The 22,182-nt window shown below is 39.3% G+C and carries 25 protein-coding genes; 19 read left to right on the top strand and 6 right to left on the bottom strand.

What is annotated here, in order from left to right:
• The first annotated feature begins 21 nt into the window (after window positions 1-21).
• The 11 genes from EV282_RS14675 (at window position 22) to EV282_RS14625 (ending at window position 8,182) form a co-directional block, all read left to right on the top strand.
• A complete protein-coding gene (locus EV282_RS14675; RefSeq protein ID WP_165389481.1) occupies window positions 22-774 on the top strand; it encodes a sugar phosphate isomerase/epimerase family protein in 753 nt (250 codons plus the stop codon).
• A gap of 12 nt (window positions 775-786) precedes the next feature.
• Window positions 787-1,185 carry a GNAT family N-acetyltransferase gene (locus EV282_RS14670; protein WP_242611886.1) on the top strand — a complete coding sequence of 133 codons (399 nt, stop codon included), beginning with the start codon at window positions 787-789 and terminating at the stop codon, window positions 1,183-1,185.
• Window positions 1,186-1,193: 8 nt separating this feature from the next.
• Window positions 1,194-1,601 (top strand): VOC family protein, encoded by a 408-nt coding sequence (locus EV282_RS14665; RefSeq protein ID WP_242611885.1) that lies wholly within the window; start codon window positions 1,194-1,196, stop codon window positions 1,599-1,601.
• A gap of 19 nt (window positions 1,602-1,620) precedes the next feature.
• Window positions 1,621-3,027: a bifunctional metallophosphatase/5'-nucleotidase gene (locus EV282_RS14660; protein ID WP_165389480.1), complete on the top strand. Its 1,407-nt coding sequence runs from the start codon at window positions 1,621-1,623 to the stop codon at window positions 3,025-3,027.
• Between the two features lie 134 nt (window positions 3,028-3,161).
• On the top strand, window positions 3,162-4,838 hold the full coding sequence (locus EV282_RS14655) for a M3 family oligoendopeptidase (RefSeq protein ID WP_242611932.1): 1,677 nt from the start codon (window positions 3,162-3,164) through the stop codon (window positions 4,836-4,838).
• Window positions 4,839-5,230: 392 nt separating this feature from the next.
• Window positions 5,231-5,416: a hypothetical protein gene (locus EV282_RS14650; protein WP_130296505.1), complete on the top strand. Its 186-nt coding sequence runs from the start codon at window positions 5,231-5,233 to the stop codon at window positions 5,414-5,416.
• A gap of 215 nt (window positions 5,417-5,631) precedes the next feature.
• On the top strand, window positions 5,632-6,384 hold the full coding sequence (locus EV282_RS14645; protein WP_165389479.1) for a gamma-glutamyl-gamma-aminobutyrate hydrolase family protein: 753 nt from the start codon (window positions 5,632-5,634) through the stop codon (window positions 6,382-6,384).
• Between the two features lie 69 nt (window positions 6,385-6,453).
• Complete coding sequence (locus tag EV282_RS14640) at window positions 6,454-7,008, top strand: VanZ family protein (RefSeq protein ID WP_130296503.1); 555 nt, start codon at window positions 6,454-6,456, stop codon at window positions 7,006-7,008.
• Between the two features lie 22 nt (window positions 7,009-7,030).
• A complete protein-coding gene (locus tag EV282_RS14635; protein ID WP_130296502.1) occupies window positions 7,031-7,354 on the top strand; it encodes a hypothetical protein in 324 nt (107 codons plus the stop codon).
• A 35-nt stretch (window positions 7,355-7,389) separates the two neighbouring features.
• A complete protein-coding gene (locus tag EV282_RS14630; protein ID WP_130296501.1) occupies window positions 7,390-7,674 on the top strand; it encodes a hypothetical protein in 285 nt (94 codons plus the stop codon).
• Window positions 7,675-7,795: 121 nt separating this feature from the next.
• Window positions 7,796-8,182 (top strand): gamma-glutamylcyclotransferase family protein, encoded by a 387-nt coding sequence (locus EV282_RS14625; protein ID WP_130296500.1) that lies wholly within the window; start codon window positions 7,796-7,798, stop codon window positions 8,180-8,182.
• A gap of 75 nt (window positions 8,183-8,257) precedes the next feature.
• Here the strand turns inward: EV282_RS14625 and EV282_RS14620 are convergent, their stop codons facing one another.
• The gene (locus EV282_RS14620; protein ID WP_130296499.1) at window positions 8,258-8,485 is read right to left on the bottom strand and encodes a hypothetical protein; all 228 of its coding nucleotides are present in this window, start codon (window positions 8,483-8,485) and stop codon (window positions 8,258-8,260) included.
• A gap of 132 nt (window positions 8,486-8,617) precedes the next feature.
• The gene (locus EV282_RS14615) at window positions 8,618-9,064 is read right to left on the bottom strand and encodes an OsmC family protein (RefSeq protein ID WP_130296498.1); all 447 of its coding nucleotides are present in this window, start codon (window positions 9,062-9,064) and stop codon (window positions 8,618-8,620) included.
• 256 nt (window positions 9,065-9,320) lie between these two features.
• On the opposite strand from EV282_RS14615, the gene EV282_RS14610 reads away from it, so the two are divergent.
• Window positions 9,321-10,844, top strand: a complete 1,524-nt coding sequence (locus tag EV282_RS14610; RefSeq protein ID WP_130296497.1) for an MDR family MFS transporter — start codon at window positions 9,321-9,323, stop codon at window positions 10,842-10,844.
• A gap of 138 nt (window positions 10,845-10,982) precedes the next feature.
• Here EV282_RS14610 and EV282_RS14605 read toward each other — a convergent pair whose 3' ends face one another.
• Complete coding sequence (locus tag EV282_RS14605) at window positions 10,983-11,633, bottom strand: hypothetical protein (RefSeq protein WP_130296496.1); 651 nt, start codon at window positions 11,631-11,633, stop codon at window positions 10,983-10,985.
• A 160-nt stretch (window positions 11,634-11,793) separates the two neighbouring features.
• On the opposite strand from EV282_RS14605, the gene EV282_RS14600 reads away from it, so the two are divergent.
• The gene (locus EV282_RS14600) at window positions 11,794-12,105 is read left to right on the top strand and encodes a hypothetical protein (RefSeq protein ID WP_130296495.1); all 312 of its coding nucleotides are present in this window, start codon (window positions 11,794-11,796) and stop codon (window positions 12,103-12,105) included.
• Window positions 12,106-12,144: 39 nt separating this feature from the next.
• Here the strand turns inward: EV282_RS14600 and EV282_RS14595 are convergent, their stop codons facing one another.
• Window positions 12,145-12,954, bottom strand: coding sequence for an undecaprenyl-diphosphate phosphatase (locus EV282_RS14595; protein ID WP_130296494.1), 810 nt, complete (start codon window positions 12,952-12,954; stop codon window positions 12,145-12,147).
• 239 nt (window positions 12,955-13,193) lie between these two features.
• Between EV282_RS14595 and EV282_RS14590 the strand changes: the two genes are divergently transcribed.
• The 4 genes from EV282_RS14590 (at window position 13,194) to EV282_RS14575 (ending at window position 17,292) form a co-directional block, all read left to right on the top strand.
• A complete protein-coding gene (locus EV282_RS14590; protein ID WP_130297011.1) occupies window positions 13,194-14,543 on the top strand; it encodes a hemolysin family protein in 1,350 nt (449 codons plus the stop codon).
• Between the two features lie 86 nt (window positions 14,544-14,629).
• Window positions 14,630-14,863, top strand: a complete 234-nt coding sequence (locus EV282_RS14585; RefSeq protein WP_130296493.1) for a hypothetical protein — start codon at window positions 14,630-14,632, stop codon at window positions 14,861-14,863.
• A gap of 190 nt (window positions 14,864-15,053) precedes the next feature.
• Window positions 15,054-15,305 carry a hypothetical protein gene (locus EV282_RS14580; protein ID WP_130296492.1) on the top strand — a complete coding sequence of 84 codons (252 nt, stop codon included), beginning with the start codon at window positions 15,054-15,056 and terminating at the stop codon, window positions 15,303-15,305.
• A gap of 148 nt (window positions 15,306-15,453) precedes the next feature.
• A complete protein-coding gene (locus EV282_RS14575) occupies window positions 15,454-17,292 on the top strand; it encodes a PAS domain S-box protein (RefSeq protein WP_130296491.1) in 1,839 nt (612 codons plus the stop codon).
• A 33-nt stretch (window positions 17,293-17,325) separates the two neighbouring features.
• On the opposite strand, the gene EV282_RS14570 is transcribed toward EV282_RS14575, so the two are convergent.
• Window positions 17,326-18,033 (bottom strand): DNA alkylation repair protein, encoded by a 708-nt coding sequence (locus tag EV282_RS14570; RefSeq protein WP_130296490.1) that lies wholly within the window; start codon window positions 18,031-18,033, stop codon window positions 17,326-17,328.
• Window positions 18,034-18,154: 121 nt separating this feature from the next.
• Here EV282_RS14570 and EV282_RS14565 point away from each other — a divergent pair, with 121 nt between their 5' ends.
• On the top strand, window positions 18,155-19,570 hold the full coding sequence (locus tag EV282_RS14565) for a VWA domain-containing protein (protein ID WP_130296489.1): 1,416 nt from the start codon (window positions 18,155-18,157) through the stop codon (window positions 19,568-19,570).
• A gap of 37 nt (window positions 19,571-19,607) precedes the next feature.
• Here EV282_RS14565 and EV282_RS20340 read toward each other — a convergent pair whose 3' ends face one another.
• Complete coding sequence (locus tag EV282_RS20340; protein WP_165389478.1) at window positions 19,608-19,763, bottom strand: hypothetical protein; 156 nt, start codon at window positions 19,761-19,763, stop codon at window positions 19,608-19,610.
• Window positions 19,764-20,161: 398 nt separating this feature from the next.
• On the opposite strand from EV282_RS20340, the gene EV282_RS14560 reads away from it, so the two are divergent.
• On the top strand, window positions 20,162-21,910 hold the full coding sequence (locus EV282_RS14560) for an alkaline phosphatase D family protein (protein WP_130296488.1): 1,749 nt from the start codon (window positions 20,162-20,164) through the stop codon (window positions 21,908-21,910).
• Window positions 21,911-22,182 lie beyond the last annotated feature (272 nt).

Below are 22,182 nucleotides of genomic sequence, written 5' to 3'. Positions count from 1 at the left end.
ATGAATAAGGAGAGGGTAAACATGCGTAAGATCGGATTGCAGCTATACTCCATACAGTCAGAGGCTGAAAAAGATCTGCTTGGTACGTTGGAAAAAGTTCGTGACATGGGGTATGACAGTGTTCAGTTCGCGGGTCTTTTCGGAATATCGGCGAAAGAAGTGAAGAAAGTGCTCGACTCAACTGGGCTGACTGTTGCGGGGGCGCATATCCCATTAGACCGTTTTTCAGGTGACGCACTTAAACGGCATATTGATGAACAGATGGTGCTTGGGAACGATCTAATGATCATGCCGTATTTAACTGAAGAACAGAGACAGTCGATCGATGATTATAAACGAGTAGCTGAAACACTGAACGAGGCAGCGTTCAGAAGCAAAGAATACGGAGTTCGAGTAGCTTATCATAATCATGATTTCGAGTTTTATAAGTTAGAAGGAAAACTTCCGTTTGATGTGATCTATCAAGAAACCGATCCTGAACTTGTAAAAATGGAGCTGGATACATACTGGGCGAAATATGCAGAGTTCGAACCTGAAGAACTATTAAAGACATATAAAGGTCGATGTGTTTCCCTTCATTTAAAAGATATGACAACAACGGACGATAAGAAGGTAAGCACGATCGCGGGATCAGGTAGTTTGGACATGAGAGGATTTCTAAAGCTTGCTGATGAAGAACAGGTGGATTATTGCGTCATCGAGCAGGAGTATTTTGAAGGAAATCCGCTTTCGGAAGTTGAAAAAGGAGTTCAGAACATTAAAGCACTCTTATAAGGAGATAGACTAGTGGAAGAGCTAATGATTGTTCCCTTTTCTGAAAAATACTTTTCTCAAATTCAGGAACTGAACAAACAGGAAGGCTGGAATCAGCTTGTCGAGCGATATGAAGAAACGTTTAATGCATGGAAAAACTCCAATGCAGCGTATGTTGTGATCGGCTCCAACGAGAAAATTGCAGGATATATTCGGTGTCTGACCGATATGAATGTAACCATTTATGTTTGTGAGATGCTCATTTCAGAAGAGTTTAGAGGCAAAGGATTAGGCGGCAAGCTGCTAAAGCATGTGCATAATCTGTATCCGCGGACAAGAATGGAAATGCTCGCATCCCATACATCGCATACTTTCTATGAATCTCAGAATTTCAGACCTTTTTATGGTTTTCGCAAAACGTATGAGGAATAACCAAAATAATGGAGGCGTTAGTTATGAGTGAAAAAGTAACGAGTATTGCTCCGATTCAAAGTCACATTAATAATGTTTTTGTTCACGTGTCTGATCTGAAAAAGTCTGTAGAATGGTATGCAGAGCTACTCGGAATCACGGTTGAAATGGATAAAGTCGAGTCGCCTGTACATAACATTCCTGTCACCGGCCAAACAGGTTTATCCCTTGATGACCATACGTTCGATCCGTCGTTTCATCGCGCACCGGGGTCAGGGCCGATGTTTAATTTGTTTGCGCCAGATATTGATGCAGCTTACGCCGACATCAAAGAAAAGAACATCAAGATCATCCGTGAGATCGAGTGGCATGGGGAAGTCGCTTGGTTCAATGTAGAAGATCCGGATGGAAATGTTGTCATGGTTTGTAACTGCTAACAAAAACGGGGGTTGTTTTATGAAAGAAACACTTACGATTCTGCACACCAATGATTTGCACGGACATTATGACTTAGCTTCCAGACAGTCTGCTTTTATTAAGAAAAGAAAACAGGAACTATTGAGTCAAAATCATAACGTCATCGTTGTAGATGGCGGTGATCATATGGACATGAGCATGAATGAGTGTCTGGCAACAAACGGGTACATCCATCTCGATATGGTGTCAGCTACGGGCTATGACGCCATGTCAGTAGGCAATAACGAGCTGCTTCGTCTGCCAAAGGAAAAGATCAGGCAGTTAAGCTTAGACTCAAAAGTACCATGGCTTTTGCTTAACCTGGCAGAAGCTGATGGCTCACAAATTGGCGGCACACTTAAGTCATTGATTCTGGACGCGGGTAAACTCTTAAAGATCGGTTTATTTGGTGCGACTGATCTTTTTGAAGATCTATATGAAGTAAAGCATGGATTTAAAAACCGGGACACTGTAAGAGAAATAAGGAATGAAGTAGCTCATTTAAAGAATGAAGGAGCACACTTGATTGTTTTTCTTTCTCATTTAGGACTCGAAGCGGATAGAAAGCTAGCTACCGAACTATCTGGATTAGTCGATGTAATTGTGGGAGCACACACGCATAATGTCTTACCAAAGCCAGATGTCGTTTCTGATGTCATCATCGTACAAGCAGGGTGTTACGGTCAGTATGTTGGAGAATTAACGATCACGGTGGATCTTGATACTAAAAAAGTTACCGGACATGATGGCAGATTAACAGAAGTGAGTTTGGAAGATGAACAGGATCCTGAATTGGAAGAAGTGCTGAAGAATGGAAGACTGCAAGCAGAACAGTTCTTATCGGAAGTTCTTACAGCATCAGCGGGTGACATTTCACATGAACAGCTTGTGAAGATGACAGCTGATAGTTTAAAAGAATATTGGAACACAGATATCGGAATTATGTATGGCGGTGGATTTACAGGTGGCTTAAGCCGTGGAAAGATTACGAAGAGAGATGTTTTGGACGTCTGTAAGAGCATGCATACACCAATCATCATGGAGCTAACTGGAAAACAGATTGCGGGTCTTATCAAGGAAACATATCTTGAGGACGTGACGAATAAACGCGTTTACGGAGGCGGTTTTCGTCCGCATGGGATACCAATCGGCAAGCTTCAGTTTTCAGGATTAAGCTGGACCGGTGAGGGTGAAGAAGTGTCGGACATCCGCCTGAACGGAGAAGAGATCGATCTTACAAAAACGTATAAAATTGGAACAGGAACGCCACTTCTATACGAAGAGGTCTGTGGTTATCCGAGTGTGGTTGGCAACAAGCTGATCGAACTCGGAGAAAATATCATGGTAAAAGACGTACTTATGAATTATATGAAAAAACAATACGCAACGGCAAAAACTACGGTGTAATTTTCTACACTAACGATTTAAAGCTAACTCATAAAGGCAGGAATGATGCTGAGGAGTTAGCTTTTCTTCTTATCTCATGATTACATATTTTACCTGCTATGTGATAAAGTGTTAGATAGAATGACTTGGGAGGGATTACGTTGAACGAGTTAAATGTTGAAAGTTTAAAAGCAGAGCTTGAGAACCTTTTAAACGTACAAATCGGTTCGATTGAAGATTTAAATACTTTTTTATCAGACCAAAAAAGACTCTACGAACAAGTTGAAGAAAAAATGATGAGGCACTACATCGCTTTTCAATGTCAGAGTGATGATGAGGATAACAAAAGGAAGTACGAATTCGACCAGCAGCACATCAAGCCGCTTTACAAAAAGTATCAATCCTTACTAGATGAGAAGCTGTTAGAATCGCCTTTCTTAAGCGATCTTCCAGACAGTGAATATGGTGAATTTAAAAAGAAGCTTCGTGTACAGTTCGCTCTTTTCCAGGAAGCAAACCTCGAGATTGAAAAGCAAGAAGATGCGCTTACCAATCAGTATTTCGAAATTACCGGAAGTTTGACTTCGAACTGGGAAGGTGAAGAAGTAACGTTAAGCGAACTTTATGCGCATGCGAGTGATCCTGATCGGGACACGAGGAAAAAAGCAATGGAAGCAATCTATACGCCCATTTTAAAAGAAGAAGAAAAGGTACAGAAGATTCTAGATGAACTGATCCAGCTTCGCGTAAAAAAGGCAGAGAACGCTGGACTTCCAAGTTTTATAGATTATATGTTTAAAAAGTACAACCGTTTTGATTACACACCTGAGGATTGTCATCAGCTCGCTGAATCTATCCGTGAGCATGTTGTGCCCCTTACTCTGCAATTGGAGAAGGAGCATAAGAAAGAACTAGATGTTGAGGTATACAGACCTTGGGATGTCATGGGTGTTGCAGCAAGCAAGAAACCTTTGAAACCCGTAGATTCGGCTGAAGAATTGATTAGTAAATCTGCCAAAGTCTTAGGTGAACTGCACCCATCTTTTGGTTCGCTCGTTCACGAGATGAATGAGAAGGGTCTTCTGGACTTAACCAGCAGAAAAGGCAAAACACAAGGCGGTTTTTGTGAGTCTTTGCCAGAAACAGGACTCTCTTTTATTTTTATGAACCTTTCAAACACAGACAGTGATCTGATCGTCTTCATGCATGAAATGGGTCATGGTATTCATGACATGCTAAAAAGAGATCAAGAAGTTTATGCAAACAAGCAAATACCGATGGAGTCAGCTGAGCTCGCCAGTATGAGTATGGAGCTGATGACAGCGAGCCGCTGGGATGAATTCTATAAAAGTGAAGAAGAATTTAAGCGTGCTAAAAAGGAGCATTTAAAATCAGCAGTCATGCTTCTTCCATACATCATGGTCGTTGATCAATTTCAGCATTGGCTATATAAGAATCCGAATCATTCGTGGGAAGAGCGTAACAAAAAGTTTGGCGAGATCAAGGAACGGTACGATGCTACCATTGTTCAATGGGATGGTTATGAGGATTGGAAAGATAAGAACTGGCTGAAAATCCTTCATATTTTTGAGGTTCCTTTTTACTTTATCGAATATGCAATCGCTCAGCTGGGAGCACTTCAATTATATAAACAGTACAAAGAGAACCCCGAAAAAACGATCGAGAAGTATATAGATGCACTGAAGCTGGGAAGCTCCAAATCCTTGCCTGAAGTGTATGAAGCGGCTGGAGTGAAATTTGACTTTTCATCAACAGCTATAGCAGAATTAATGGAATTTGTAGCTGAAGAATTGGATCTGCTGACAGTTTAATAAATGTACCTTTGTAAATAATTAAAGAATTTAAATGTTTTTAAAGGTATTTAATAGCCTTAGTAGAACTATTACCATAAGGCACCCAAATTTTACAGAATTCCTGTTTTTTCTTACTAAAAATATGAAGAGGTGTCCATAAATTCTTGTCATAACCGGTTGGTGAGAGAGTCTAATAAGCTTCACCACATACTGTTCCGATATTGAGCCGGAATAAACCCAGTGATCATCTAAGGTGTGTTCACTGGCTTCTCAATACCGAGAGAATATGCATCGTAAGACTTATATGTTGTTTAATGTGATTATTTTCTCTTTGTTAAGGGAAAATAGGGAAAAGATGATGTCTTGCATATTTTTTGAGCTGTTGAATCGGATATCGAGAGGTGAAGATTATGAGAAAACCGGATGACGAGAAGATCTGGAACACTGGAACATCTGATTTTGAAGAGGGCGATAAAATAACCTTTCACAATACCGAACAAGGTGTTGAGAAAACCTATATCGTCAAGAGTGTTAAAGAGAACGGTGACATTGAATTAGTATATTCAGCAAATAAACAACAGACTCCCATCCAATAAAAGGGTCTGGTATGAACAAACAGAAACGGCTCACGCGGGTGAGCTGTTTTTCTTTTGGAGTTTAAAGAAAGATCTTTAGAGATATGTAGTTCATTTTGATTATTTTAAGGGAATAATTTCACGCCAGCTATTGGAATGATAAATAATGGGTGTTTAGTAACCGGTCAAAAGGGATACATATGAGAAAGTACAACAAATTGAGAGGAAGTAGAACTATGAGTAATAAACCATTAATAGGACTTACAAGTACAGTTATGTCTATAAATACAATCGAAACGCAAAATGAAAATGTTGATACCATCGTTGTTTATAATAAATTCGCAGAAACAGTTAGAGATGCTGGAGGAATTCCTGTCGTAATTCCGATGGGAAAGCCTGAGGAAGCTGATTATTATGCTAAGATGTGTGACGGAATCATCTTTACAGGCGGTGAGGATATCAGTTCCATAACGTATGGCGAAGAGCCGCATCCTAAAGTAAAAAAAGTGAATAAGCATCGTGATGATTTTGAGATAGAGCTAGTAAAAAAAGCACGTGAGAATGAAAGAGCAATTTTGGCGATGTGCCGAGGGTATCACTTATTGAATGTTTCTTATGGCGGTACGATTGTTCAGGATGTCGTAAGTGAATTCGATGACGCCATCAACCACTTCCAATCATCTGCAACAAGAACTGAGCCATCTCACACCGTGACGATAGATGAGAATAGTAAACTTTATAAAATCGTTGGTGAGAAAGAAGTAGCGGTAAACAGCTTCCACCACCAGGCGATCGGGGAAGTAGGTAAAGGCTTGCGCGTGGCAGCGAGAGCAGCAGACGGAATCATAGAAGCGCTGGAGCTAGAGGACGATGAAGCTACATTCTTGCTCGGAACACAATGGCATCCAGAAGAATTAAGACATGAAAACAAAAACATGATGGCGATCATCACAAACTTTATAGAAGCAGCAAGTAAGACTAAAAAATAGATATTACAAAAACCTCCAAATACTGGAGGTTTTTTGTTACGATGAATAGAAAAAAAGGCAGTGGATATTTTGAGAGATTTAGTGGAATTAATAATAATTTTCACAGTGTTTTGGGTGATTGCCAGAGCAATTGTTTTTGTATGGAGAAGAGAGGTTGCTTTTAAGAAGGAGATTGTAGCTGCAGCTTTGCCATTTGCGCTGATGTTTGTTTATTTTACGACAGTATTTCCTTTTCCTTTTTTTAATCCTTATCACTTAGTTGGAACGGGAATAGAAATTTCCCATAATGTAATACCATTTAAGAGTATCGTTGATTCTCTTACTCATTTTTACTTCATGGTTCCAATTCGTAATATAGGCGGTAATATTCTTTTATTTGTGCCACTTGGTTTTGCTTTACTACTTAGGGTTTCTAATATGAAGATTTGGAAAGTCATTATGATCGGTTTTTTGGTCTCGCTCACTATGGAGCTTTGCCAATTAAAGATGGGGTATCGCTCTTTTGATGTAGATGACCTTATCTTAAACACGATAGGAACAATTATTGGAATGGCTGCTTTTAAAGGAACTGCTAAAATTTTGCAAAAAGAAACTTTTTCAGTTATGAGCCGTAAGATAGGATAGAAATTATTGAGGAGGTTGTCTCATGGGTATATCGAGACTTTTAAAATGGGTAACAGGTGGAATTGAAGCATTTCTTGGAATTCCGTTCTTAGGTGGCCTTATCATTTTAGGTTCTGGCTGGGCACCGCTTCAGTTTATGTTCGTTCTCCACTTAGTAACTTTGATTATTTGTGTAGTGCAAAAAGAAAGATTTCACGGAAGTGTCCTAGGACTAATCACATCTGTTGTTGGTTTTGTACCGATTCTCGGCATGATCATGCATATCGTCACAGCACTAGTATTGTTTGTTGATGCAGCAAGAGGAGGCCGTAAAAAAAGGAACGAACATATTATTGATGTAAAATAAAAATTGCTGTTTCTAGGAGAGGAGCGAGTGTCAGAATGATACTATTGTACACTCTTATTGCGTTTATTTTTGCGCTTTTCTTTTTGAATTGGCTGCTGGGGTATAAAAAAGGGAACATCACTCTAACGTTGGATGATCGTTATACTGATTTGAAGGAATATGCGGAAGCCATAGAGGTAGAACTAAGGAAAGAAGGAAAGCAGGCTGTATATAAAGGCGGCCGGAAATTCCTTGTGGATGGGAAGCTTTATGAGTTTAGTGACCGAACTGTACCGATTGGCGGGGTCCCCACACAGCAGACCATATTGGAGCCTAAATAGAATAGTGAAATAAAACCTTGAACATGGAACGTGTTTGAGGTTTTTGTATGTGAAGGGTATTCTTGACCAAAGTAATTTTTACGGTTTATAAAAGATATTCTTAGAAAAGGGGCATTTAAAAATGAACCATCATCTTGTATTTGTTTATGGAACTTTGCGAAAAGGTGAGAAATATTCCTATTATCTGAACAAAGCGGAGTGTTTGGACGAGAATTGTACGATTGAAGGACAGCTTTATGATACAGGATGGGGCTATCCGGCTTTAGTATGTGAAAGTAGTGAGATTCCTGTGAAAGGTGAGCTTTATCGAGTAACAGCAGAACAGTTAATAGAACTCGATAAGCTTGAAGATTATGAAGAGAATGGTACCAATAATTTATATGAACGAATTACGGCGAAAGTTGAAACGGAAAATGGACCACAAGAGGCGATTGTCTATGTCATGATTTCAATAAAAGACCATTTCAAAAGAATAGAAGGAAACGACTGGATGTTACGCGGGAATTAAAAAGACAAACAAAAAAGAGGCTGCCATGAATCATGGGCACCTCTTTTAAATATAAAAGGAGAATCAATTGCTTCTCTATTTGATAATCATTGAGCTGATCGATTGAACAGCAGATTCTACGTCTGAAAACTTCTCTAGGGAGTTCGTCTCAATTTGAACAACTTCAAAAGTCTTCTCGTTCTTGGAGTACTTCACAGAAAAAACGGCACTGTTGTTTTGACTAAAAGTATGTGTAATATCAGATTCGATATATTGTTTGTTCTGCAAGTTTAACAGAATGGCTTTCACATCTTGTTGGTTCATGATACATCGTCCCCTTTCTATTATGGGGGATCACCTAAGAACCCAAATAATAAAATATTTTCCTTAATTAACTTTTATGGTATCATAATAAATTTGGAAAGTACAGGCAACGCAAGGCCTATTCTCAGTATTCTAACGTGTTTTTATCGTCAAAATCGCTTCTACTTCGACATTACCTTTCAATGCTCTTGAAATCATACACGAATTTTCAGCCTTTATGGCGAGTTTATGCAGAAGTGTCGAAATGTTTTTTGGCTGCTCTTGTTTGATCGTGACGATTGGGCGATGGATGATCTTTTCGTAAGTGATGACACCATTCGTAACGTCAACCAATCCTTCAGATTCCATCGTTAAATCTATTTTTTCAATCTTGCTACGCTCTATCATCGCAGCAAAGGTAATGATATAGCATGTTGCAGCTGCTCCTAGAAGCATTTCGTCTGGGTTTGTTCCAATTCCAGGACCGTCCATTTCTGGCGGAATCGATACGATCGTTTTAAGATTCTTCGTTGCGATCGATCCCGTGTCATTACGGCCGCCGGGCCAATGTGCTTTTAAATGAAAAACATGTTGAGCCATCCAAAATCCCACCCTCTATAGCATATCTCTAGTGTAAAGCATATTTACTGCCACGTCACATTTACTGTTTATATAGAAATAATTGTCGTGAAATGTATGGATTGGAGGGCTATAAAATAAAACTGATGTCCAAATAGAGGTGAAATGGAGCAAACACCCTAAAGAAAAACTTAAAAACAGAGTGGGAAATAAATTGTTGGGGGTCAGTCCCTCATGTATACTTAAGTTTATTAAGGATAATTTAGGAGATGGCAAGATGGTACATAAGGAAAGCAATATAAAATTGGTTGTTGCTGGTTTATTGCTCGGTATTTTAATGGCTGCCATGGACAACACGATCGTTGCTACTGCGATGGGGACGATTGTTGCGGATCTTGGGGGCTTTGATAAATTTGTTTGGGTAACAGGGTCTTATATGGTCGCTGTTATGGCAGGTATGCCGATCTACGGAAAGCTTTCAGATATGTATGGAAGAAAGCGATTCTTTATATTCGGACTCGTTGTGTTCCTCTTAGGTTCGATGCTTTGCGGACTGGCTCAAAGTATGGAGCAGCTGATCGCGTTCCGTGCCATTCAGGGTATTGGCGGAGGGGCACTCATGCCGATCGCCTTCACTATTGTCTTTGACATCTTTCCACCTGAGAAAAGGGGGAAGATGACGGGGCTGCTGGGAGCAGTTTTTGGAACTTCAAGTGTTCTCGGTCCTTTGTTAGGAGCATTCATAACGGATGCTATCAGCTGGCATTGGGTATTTTATATTAATGTCCCGATTGGTGCAGCATCCTTCTATCTCATTTACCGTTATTATAGTGAAACCCTTGAACACCGCGAACAAAAAATTGACTGGTGGGGTGCCATCACTCTTGTCGTAGCGGTTGTTAGTTTAATGTTTGCCCTTGAACTGGGCGGGAAAGCATACGCATGGGACTCAACACCCATCGTCGCTTTGTTCACGATCTTCACCGTCTTTTTTATTGTTTTCTTTGCCGTAGAGCAAAAAGCTACCGAACCGATCATATCTTTTTGGATGTTTAAAAGACGCCTTTTTGCAACATCTCAAATTCTAGGCTTTTTATATGGCGGTACATTTATCATTTTGGCGGTATTTATTCCGATCTTTGTTCAGGCCGTTTATGGCGGTTCAGCAACGAGTGCTGGAATGATCCTAACGCCAATGATGCTGGGATCTGTAGCAGGAAGTATGGTAGGGGGTATATTCCAGACCAAAACAACCTTCCGAAATCTTATGATTGTTTCAGTCATCGCTTATTTCACAGGGATGTACTTGCTTAGTGGTATTACACCAGATACGACAAGGCTGATGCTTACTTTATTTATGATACTTGTAGGCTTTGGTATGGGCTTTTCGTTTTCCTTGCTGCCGACAGCAACGATCAATGGTATGGAGTTCCGTCACCGCGGGTCAGCCAACTCAACAAATGCATTTCTTCGTTCCTTGGGGATGACGATCGGGGTAACCATTTTTGGAGCGCTTCAGAACCGGGTTTTCTATGAAAAATTAAGTGAGAACATGCAAGGAAAAGGGGAAGCAGCAAAAGGAACATTCAGCAGCATAGATCCGCAAAAAGTATTCCAACCTGAAGAGAGAGCTAAAATACCAGATGAAATTCTTGAAAGCATAACAGCTTCAGTGTCTGGTTCAATCAGTACTGTTTTCACGTATGCACTTATTCCGATTGCCATCTCAGCCATTGTTATTTTGATGATGGGAAATGAGCGAGTGAAAACATCTTCCAAAGAAATGCCTAAATCTGAATAACCTAAAAGATGACGGAGCTCCAAAAGTAAGTTTATTTTACTTTTTTGGCAGCTCCGTCTTTTATTTTATTTTAACCATTTATGTATTTACATACCTAAGAGGATGACATACACGGTTACCATAACTGGAAACAGCACTTTACGCTGAACGTGTAAGTTGTTTTTCTTTTTTAGGAAAGATGGAATATGACATAGAAAAGACAAAATCGATCGCAAGAATGAGAGCCCAAATACGGGTAACGTTATTGGCTGTATCATTTTTATAGAACAAATCTGTTTCTTTCTGATCATACCAATCTTCAAACAGAGTATCGAGTTGAATAGAGGAAACAGCATCGGATAAACCAAACATAAAAAAGAACAACACTTGGACCGCCGAGAAGATGAATAAGTGTCCATAAAAATTTCTTCTTTCTTGTTTGGCATGCTCTGTCCCATAAAGCGGTTTAATGTTCGTTAATGTGGGTTCTGGCAGCCCGCGCCATTTTGCCACTTTTCGCTGTATAAAATGATCAAGTTTTTGAAAATCACTTTTTCCGTAAAGAAATGCATACGCGATCACGATTAAGATGATGATTTGATAAGCAGAAAATTCACCAGTCCTCATATAATCAAAATAACCCATCGTGGCAATCCATAGATCGTTTACGATAAATAATACAAAGAAGGCGATACTCAGTGTCTTCAGATTAAACCAGTATCTTACGATCAAGAACGAAAGGGTCGAGACCCAAAATATGACTTCCGCTACAATAAGAAAAGCCCATTTATTGTCCAAAATAAAATCCAATCGAGGTCAACATCCTTTCATTTTCGGTATTATTTTCCAATAATTAGAATACCACTTCTAAATGAATAAGTCTCCCAACAAAGGCACCATTTTTTAAAACTATTGTTAATTCAATATTCCTTTTTATGGTAAAGTTAAGAAAGGAAAAGAGGGGAAACGTATGTATTCTGACTTTAGTGATGAGCTGCGAAGGATTCGGATCACGTTAATCGTTATTGCGGTTATATTGGTGTTCGTTCCTAGCGGGAGCAATGTAACGGTTGATCATAACTACGACGATATGTCATACCAGGGGAGTCAATTTCATAAAAACCTTGTTCCGCTAGGAAATGGGTATTTTGGGTTGTTTACCGGTGATACGGAGCTGGTTGAAGACAATCAGATGAAAATCTATTTCTATGACGAAAAACAAAACAAAATGGTCCTAAAGAGAGAGGTCAATCTGGATACTGTAGAATTGGCCGAAGAATAACAAAAAGAGCTTGAGAACAATTTCTCAAGCTCTTTATTTTTAGAAATAAAATACGATAAACAATCCAGCTACAAGACAATATAAAGCAAAATACCCAAGGTTGCCGCGCTTCATTATCCCCATGAACCATTTCAATGAAAAGTAGGAGAAGATAAGAGATGCAATAAAAGCCCCTGCGTAAGGCAATGCCATCTCACTGAAGTTAGATGAACCTGCGATGTCACCAACAGACAATAAAAAGGTTCCTAAGCTTACAGGTATATATAAGAAGAACGAAAATCGAAGCGCTGTATCCTGTTTCATGCCGAGCGCCATACATGCTACGATCGTTGCTCCTGAACGGCTGATGCCTGGAATAAGCGCAACTGCTTGTGCGAATCCAACGACAACCGCATCTTTTACAGTCAGGCTTTTGTCACCTTTGTATCCTTTCAAGTTTCTAATTAAGTATAAAGCGACGGCTGTAGCAAGAAGAGCAAAGCCAACTTGCTGAATTCCTTTTAAGTGTTCTCCAATCATTTCCTCAAAAAGAATACCGAGGACCGCAACTGGAATAGTAGCTAGCACTAAATAAATAGAGAACATAAAGTCAGATTTATATTCTTCTTTACGAGTGGATAAATAAGCGAACGTATTTTTAATAAGCTCGTATAGATCTTGTTTATAAACAAGCAAAACAGCTAGAAGAGAAGCAAAGTTAACAAGTACTTCAAAGTTTAAATCCTTTACTTCAATACCCATAAAGTATTGCATGATTACGAGATGGCCGCTTGAAGATACCGGGATAGGTTCAGTGAATCCTTGAACCATACCGAAAAAGATGTAGATCAATAGTTCTTTTAAGTCCATTAGTAAGTTCACCTTTCAATCATAGAAATCAACGTAAATATAACATTTTAGAAAAAGAAAAGAAAATTTGACTACTACTAAAATAAAAGTTTTTTAGCTGTAAGATATGGAAAGTCGTTTTTTCAGTCAGTTCTTGTATTTTATGATATACTTTTCTAAATAAATAAAATTTATAAACCCTAGGAGGTGACAACTTATATTCCAGAGTCATTGGGGTATAAGGAGTCTTTTTGGACAGTTTGACCTTATTGAAATTATTTGCAGTAGCCGTATTAATTCTACTAACAGCTTTTTTCGTAGCAGCAGAGTTTGCGATCGTAAAGATTCGAAAATCACGGATTGACCAGCTAGCCGAAGAAGGAAACAAGCGTGCGATTGCCGCCCAAAAGGTCATTGAGAACCTAGATGGGTCACTATCAGCGTGTCAGCTAGGGATTACAATCACAGCTTTAGGACTTGGGTGGTTGGGAGAACCAACAGTAGAAGCTATTCTAGGTCCGGTTTTTGAAAGAATGGAATTAAGCACGGCAGTTGTTCATACTCTGTCATTTGCTATTGCCTTTTCATCTATTACTTTTCTGCATGTGGTTCTTGGTGAATTAGCACCAAAAACTGTAGCGATTCAAAAAGCTGAATCAATCAGCTTGATGCTATCACCTGCTTTGATTGGTTTTTACAGAGTGATGTATCCATTCATTTGGTTCTTGAACGGAAGTGCACAGCTTCTAGTGAGAATGTTTGGTTTGAAGCCAGCTTCAGAACATGACATGGCACATACAGAAGAAGAGCTCCGTTTAATTTTGAGTGAGAGTTACAAAAGTGGCGAGATCAACAAGTCTGAATTCAGCTATGTAGAAAAAGTATTTGAATTTGATGACAGAACTGCAAAAGAGATTATGGTCCCTCGTACAGAGATGGTTTGTATGTATCTGGATAATACCATGCAGGAAAACATCGATATCATTGCTGAAGAAAAATATACACGTTACCCAGTAGTGGGTGAAGATAAAGATAATGTGCTTGGTATGGTTAATGCGAAAGAAGTATTCTTTGATCTGATCAAAGGAAAGGAATATCCACTTGAACATTATATTAGACCAACCTTAAGCGTTTTTGAAAATACACCTATTAAAGAAACATTATTAAAGCTTCAGAAAAAAGGATTTCATATGGCTGTCCTTGTTGATGAATACGGAGGTACAGCAGGTATCGTAACCATCGAAGATATTTTGGAAGAACTAGTCGGTGAAATTCGCGATGAGTTTGACGAAGATGAATCTCCAATGATTCAATCGATTAGCCCGAACGTAAAGCATTTTGACGGTAAAGTGCTAATATCAGAAGTTAATGATATTTACGGACTCGAAATAGATGATAGTGAATTGGACACGATCGGCGGATGGGTGCTGTCTCAAAATTCCGAGATCCAAGAACAGCAAGTCATCATATATGAGAGTTATGATTTCAAAGTGATCGAACTCGATGGACACCAAGTTAAGAAGATTGAAATCTCTAAAAGAGAAGTGGATCAAGAAAGTGATGCCTCAGTTGAAGATGCTGAAAATACACTAATTGAAAAAGAAGCTTAACATTAAAAGACCAGTCAGCATCGACTGGTCTTTTTGTTTATAAAAATAGAAGACGGGTACGAATGTATAAAAGGAGGAGATACACAATGAAATCAATTACTGTGGAACTTGAATATGATGAAAGAGTATTGCATGAAGGGCGAGAAGTAGAATCGAAACTTAACGAGCAGCTTTATGGGACGGGCTTCCAAGTAATATCTGTGGCCCATCATTCCTCTAATAAAGAACGCGAGAACCCGCCTATTAAAGAAGATAAGGATTCATCTGGTGCTGGCGGACAGACATCACCTGACAATGAAAAACCGCCAAATAAAAATTAAAAGACGGGCTAAAGTCCGTCTTTTATTCTTTTATATCGAAATTATTACAAATAACACTACTAATTTCCCGGGAAATCGACTTAAATTGACAGAATATATTGACAAATTTCATATAACGACCTATTATTTAATTAATAAAACTTTTATATACAAGACATCTGCTTGGAAAATAATAAAGGGGTTGATGAGGATGAAAAGTTCCCCGCGTTACCGTTTTTTTCGAGTGATTTCTGGAGGTGATCTAGTAGATATTGATATCTTTCAATATCCCCACAAAACTACAGTGGTTATCAGTATGCTCTACTATAAACAAGAACACATCCTCATGGTCTCAAAAACGAGCAACGACAGAAGAACAGCAATAAAACTTGCTAACTTTTCCTTTCTTCAGAGTAAAACCCTATACGAAAAGAAACTTAAAACCCCGCCAGTACTAAGTTAAATCCTCCACTGCTTTCTGATTGTAAATTTTTTCAACATTAAGGATAATCATGTAAAAAATTCTTTATTTATAAATGAACATATGTTTATAATTTAGTTAATTAAATAAACGTCTCTTGGAAGAAGACGTTTTGCGATGGAGGGTGGATATGAAGATTCCAGATGGTCATCCAGCAGCAGACGTACTAGTTAGCCAAATCAATCGATATGCAAAGAAATTCGAGCATTCTGAGACTCCATTTCTAATCCAGGAAGACCGTAAGTGGATGTATGTTAACCCCGCAGCAAAAAAGATTTTAGAAGCAGAAGAAGACATCATCGGTAAACCAATCTGGGACAATCTCCCATCGGAAATACATGGTTTAGTCGAAGAAAGAATTCAGTCTTGTAAAAATGGCGTTGCACCGATGCCTTGTGAACAGACTTGGATTACTCAAAAAGGAAACCGTATTATCTTAGAAGTGATTGGATTCCCGCTCATGTTTTCATCAGATGCTACACAAATCATTCTCAGAGATATCACGAAGCAAAAGCTTGAGAAGAAAGAAACGTTAGATCACTTAAACCTGATTACAGAGAATATGATCGATATCATTGGTCTGGTCAACGACAGAGGTGTATTTACTTATCTGACTCCTTCTTATGAATGGGTTACAGGCTACTCACAAAAAGAAGCGATCGGAACTAGTCCATTTAATTTAGTGCACGCTGAAGATCGTTCATACGTGATCTCTGAGTTTATGAGAATGATTTCTGAGCAAACCCCTCTGACTGTAGAATACCGCTATCAGAAAAAAAACGGCTCATATATCTGGCTCGAATCACAGGGAACGCCAGTGAATGAAAAGAACTCCCCTCGATATGCTGTTGTGGCTTCAAGAGATATTACGAAGCGGAAAGAAGCAGAGTATGCTTTGCGAAAAAGTGAACATACCCACCGATTAATCCTTGAACATACCAACGATTTAATTTGTTTGATCGATATGGAAGGGAAGTATTTGTTTGCATCCCTCTCGTATCAAGACATACTGGGTATCAATCCTCAAACGTTACTTGGACAGGATGCCTTTAGGTTTATTCACAATGAGGATCACGCTTCTGTTCAGAAGTATATAGGGCTTCTTGCAGCTTCAGAGAACCCGCAGCCACTTGTATATCGAAAAATACATGTATCGGGGAAGGAAGTTATTCTAGAAGGTAAAGGGATGCCGATGCTCTCGGAAAACGGTAAAGTGGATGGACTTGTGTTTATTTCCAGAGATATTACTGAAAAGAAAAAAGCGGAAGAATTTATACACAACAGTGAAAAGCTGGCTGTATTAGGTGAGCTTGCAGCAGGTGTAGCTCACGAGATCCGTAATCCACTTACTTCAATAAAAGGCCTATTCAGTTTGTTAAAACAAAATGAGATCGATAAGGAAAAACAACATTTCTATCATGAAGTCATTTATGAGGAATTGAACCGAATTGAGCATATCGTTAATGAATTTATGGCTTTGGCCAAACCGGATGCACTGCAAATGGAGAAAGAAGTAAATCTTGTCCAGCTCCTTCAGGATACGGTCATGCTTCTCGCAACAGAAGCTAATCTGTATAATGTTGAAATCCGTCTTTTATTTAAAGAGAAGGCTATGTTTGTAGCGTGTGAGAAGAATCAAATTAAACAAGTATTTATTAACATTATTAAAAACGCGATCGAAGCGATGAGCAATGGCGGGGTTTTAACGATAGGTATTGAAGAAGAGAGGAATGGAGCCGTTAAACTGATCTTCGCTGATACTGGAGTCGGTATTGAAGAGGAACGCCTAAAAACAATTGGGGTGCCGTTCTTTACAAATAAAGAAAAGGGTATCGGTCTCGGTCTTACGGTCAGTAATAAAATTATTACAGATCACCAAGGCAGTTTAAAAGTGGATAGTATTCCTGGTCAAGGTACTACTGTTGCCGTTACGTTAAAGAAAAATGTAAATAATAATAAGCTGGTGTAACCATTGGGTGGTTAATCCAGCTTTATTTTTTCCCTAACAGATGGCGGTTTTCTTTTTTTGACCAAGCTTGCCTCGGGCTATCGCTTTTTCAATATATTCAGGCGCATATGGGACTTTGCAGGATGTATTGCCGACATCAACATGCACTTTGCCTATATGGTCTGCGACTCTTCTTGCTTCTTCACTTAAGGATTTTGTACAAATCCCTACAGCCATCACAAAGCTGTTCATCATATAGCGGACACGATTTTGTTGTGTATGAATGGTTTCTTGAACTTGCTGGAGGAACTTCTGGATCTCTTCTAGATCTAGTTCGTCGTCAGGGGTAATGGTCACATAATTTGCATAAGTGCTCCAACCGCATGTAGCAACCATTTCATCACTAGCATTCATCCATTCACGGGCAAGTTCCAATGCATATTTACTTTCAGAAGCAACACCTGCAACCGTATATTCAGCAAGCATGTACCAATTCGCTTTCTTTACCCATTTCTGCAATGTTTCTTTTTCTATCTTTTTAGGGTCTACTGTAAGTCCTGCCAAATACATCGCATCAAAATTACCAGTTTCATATAAGGAGAGGGCAAGTTCCTGATTCTTTTTCACATGTTTTACGAGTTTCTTCATATCCCCGATCTTCACACCGTATACCGATCCTTGTGCACCATGACGTATCCACGTGCTGCGGGTCTGCTCATTCCCCATATCTTCAAGTTCAATCATAACATCATCGAGTTTCATCCGATCACACCCCATTCAGTTCCATTTTATCATTTTAAAAGTCTTCCACAATATGTTACGATTTTCCTGTTTAGGGGAATCAATGAAACGGTATAATTTTTGTCAATAATAGGGGGTTCATATGAATAAAAAGATACATAGGATGGTCGTTCTCTTGTTTTTATCAATAGCCATGCTTGCCGGATGTTCTGAAAAAGAAGAAAGAACTGCTGAAAAAGAGATTAATAAGAATACAGAAAAAACACCGGAAAAGAAAGAGCCTGAAAAAATTCCCGAGGCACCAAAAGAACTGGAGGACATGATCAAACAAAAACCGGGTGTCTTAATGGAAAAATATATGGATCCTAAGCTGGAAGGATTATATGGCTGGGATGGCTATGACTATATCAATTATTATAAGGATGAGTTTCAGCCGATAGCAGAAAAAGAGATTAAAAGTTACTTTTCAAAAAATAAAGATCTATCGAGTCAGGAAATCTACAATTATCTAGTCTATCAGTTGGCATCTGGGCAGTATGAATCTTATTACGAGCAATTGTTGTCTTATGAACACGGCTACGTAATGCCCGAACTGCCATCTGGACCTGATGAAATTGAAGAAGAAAAGAAACCTAAGAAAACAAATGTGGTCGTTCTAGTCGATGCCAGCGGAAGTATGAAAGCGGAAGTTGATGGCGGGGTAAAGATGGACCTCGCAAAAGAAACGATCAAGAAGTTCACGGGTGATCTTCCTGATGAGACAAGTGTGTCACTATTTGCTTATGGACATATAGGTTCCGGAGAGGAATCTGACAAAGCTAAATCGTGTGAAGGCATTGAGGAAGTATATCCGTTAAAAGGTTATGATGGAGCAGCGTTTGATGAATCGTTGAATTCTTTTAAGGCAAGTGGTTGGACACCTCTAGCAGGAGCAATCAACAAAGCGAACGAGCTGTTAAGTCAGTATCCTGAGAGTGAGTACGAAAATATCGTGTATATCGTAAGTGATGGGGTTGAAACATGCGGAGGTAACCCAGTTGTTGCAGCCAAAAAGCTTACGGATAAGAACATTGAAGCGCAGTTGAACATTATCGGTTTTGATGTGGATGATAAAGGTCAGCAGCAATTAATGAAAGTAGCAGATGCAGGTAATGGAAAGTACGCTTCTGTTCGTGATAAAGCATCTCTCGAAGATCAGGTTCTGAAAAAATGGCGACCGACGATTGGGCAGCTTGTCTGGACACAGGGAGTGAGCGGACAGGATTATATTGATGCTCAAAAGCGAATGAATGATATCTATAATCCGTTATTTCATATCTCTACCAATGAAGGAAATCGTATTAGGAATGCTGTTTACTTCCTTCAGCAGAATAACCTCATCCCGCGAGAGAAAGGAAATGAAGTCATTGATCTTGCAGACGCCAGCGCAGATTTAAGAAATGAACACTTTAAAAAAATGAAGGAAGAAAAACAAGCTGAAGCAGAGCGTGTACAAAAAGAAATTAACGGTAAAGTTGAAGCGTGGAAACAGCAATGGCGTGATGAAATTAATGAATAAAAAGGAAGAACCGAATCTTATTGAGATTCGGTTCTTCTTATATGCCGTCAAACAATCTCCAGATTCCTCTTCCAAGCAATCGAATCATCCAAATCAACAACTCTGGAACAAAGAACAGTACATCACATAAGAAATCAAACCACGAGTAATGCTGGTATTGTTCCTTTCTTTTTTTCCTCCGCTTAAATGCCATCGTGGACCACCTGTTCCTATGAATGATTATGACTAATTATATCAATTTCATTTAGATAATATCTCTCTTTTTTATTTAAAAGAATTGTTAAAAAAAATAAGCCGAAAGTGTCGATACTTGTTAATCTCGTTCTTTTCTAAAAGATTGTTGCTTTTAGTCAATATCTTCATTTGCGAGTTGATTGAAGCGAGCAATCTGGAGATGAAATCAATTACATTCAAGAGCAACACTTTTAGAGAAACCAGCTTTGATTTTAATTCGTCTTATAAAAAAGTGATAAAAATGGCCTAGCTGTTTCCTTTTCACATTTTTGTACGGTTTACAAAGGAAATAGTTTCTTAACAAATCATCTATATAATGAGTGTTGTTTGAAAATTCATTTTGAAAGGGGAAACATCATGAAAGATGAAAGACCAATGGATGAATGGATTAAGAAGCTGACAGAAGACAGCTTGGAAAAGAAAAAACTGGATCGCCGAAAATTTTTAGCAGATGCAGGGAAAATTGCAGGTCTCTCATTAGGATTGACCATCGCACAATCAATCGGGGCGTTTGAAGTGAATGCGGCACCTAGGTTCAGAAACTATCCATTTACACTAGGAGTTGCCTCTGGTGATCCTTTATCTGACAGTGTTGTGCTCTGGACAAGACTTGCACCAGATCCGCAGAATGGCGGAGGAATGCCAGGACAGGCAGTTCCTGTGAAATGGGAGATAGCCAATGACGAAAATTTCACAAAGGTCATTCAACATGGGACAGAATTAGCGCAGCCGAATCTTGCTCATTCTGTTCATGTAGAAGTAGAAGGATTACAGCCGAATAAAGTTTATTATTATCGTTTCAGAAGCGGAAACGAAAATAGTCCGATCGGTAAGACAAAGACGCTTCCTCAAAAAGGGACCGAGGTTTCCAGCATGACATTTGCATTTGCATCGTGTCAGCAATATGAACATGGGTTTTACACGGCATACCAGCACATGGCTGAGGAAGAGCTAGATCTTGTCATTCACCTCGGTGATTATATTTACGAATATGGACCAAATGAATATGTGTCTCCAACAGGTAATGTTCGCGCACATAGCGGTCCGGAAATTATCACACTTGAAGACTACCGTAACCGTTATGCACAATACCGGTCAGATGCTAACCTTAAAGCTGCTCATGCTGCTTTTCCTTGGGTGGTGACGTGGGATGATCATGAAGTGGAAAACAACTATGCAAATATGATCCCTGAAAAAGGACAGTCTGCAGAAGCATTCGTGAAACGACGTGCAGCTGCTTATCAAGCCTATTACGAACATATGCCGCTAAGACGATCCTCATTGCCTCATGGGTCGGACATGTTATTGTATCGGGATTTCACATACGGTAATCTAGCAGCTTTTAATGTTATGGACACGCGACAATATCGTGATGATCAGGCTAACGGAGACGGAAGTAAACCGCCATCAGAGGAATCAATGGATCCAAACAGAACCCTGACCGGTCAAGAGCAGGAAGATTGGCTGCTTTCTAATCTAGGTAACTCAAAAGCACATTGGAACATTCTCGCACAGCAGGTCTTTTTTGCACAGCGTAACTATGGGACAAGTACTGCTCCACGATACAGCATGGATGCATGGGACGGCTATACTGGTTCTCGTCAGCGCCTCACAGATTTCGTTCAATCAAAAGATTTGAATAACATCATCGTATTAACGGGGGATGTACATGCGAGCTGGGCATGTGATTTGAAAACAGACTACAATGATCCTGCTTCAAAAGTGATCGGTGCAGAATTCGTCGGTACTTCCATCACTTCTGGTGGTAATGGAGCCGACAAGCGCGCAGATACAGAGAAAATTTTGGAATTAAATCCGCATATCAAGTTCTTTAATGATTATCGCGGATACGTTCGCTGTACGGTAACACCAGAAGAGTGGCGTACAGACTATCGGGTATTGCCGTTTGTTACCTCACCTGGGGCAGATATCTCAACTCGGGCATCCTTTGTGTATCAAAAGGATCAAGCAGGGTTGAAACAAGTGGGTTCGAATGTGGTGCGGGCAGGAGTGAAGATATCAGCAGAAATAGAAGAAGACCGCACTCGTGCACATGGAAAAGCGCATGAAAAGCAGATGAAGAAGAAAGGAATACTAGTTCATTAATGTTAAAAGTGATCAAGAGGAAGCTCTTCTTGGTCATTTTTTATGTCTATGATTGATGTTGAGCGAAAAACAAAGATTCTGAGCGAAACGGCACGTAGTTTGAGCGAAGATTAAAATTTTTGAGCGTACAAAGAGTTTTCTGAGCGAAGATCAATCTTTTTGAGCGAACATGTAATAAATATAAGAACACGTACCGTAAAATAGTCCTCCCCCGATAAAAAAGCCGGCTAAATGATTTTAGCCAGCCCTTTTGGTTATTTTTAGCTTTTTCT

The sequence above is a fragment of the Fictibacillus sp. BK138 genome, assembly GCF_004216955.1.
In the GTDB taxonomy this organism is placed as follows: Bacteria; Bacillota; Bacilli; order Bacillales; family Fictibacillaceae; genus Fictibacillus.
This window is presented reverse-complemented; position numbering and strand designations above follow the sequence as displayed.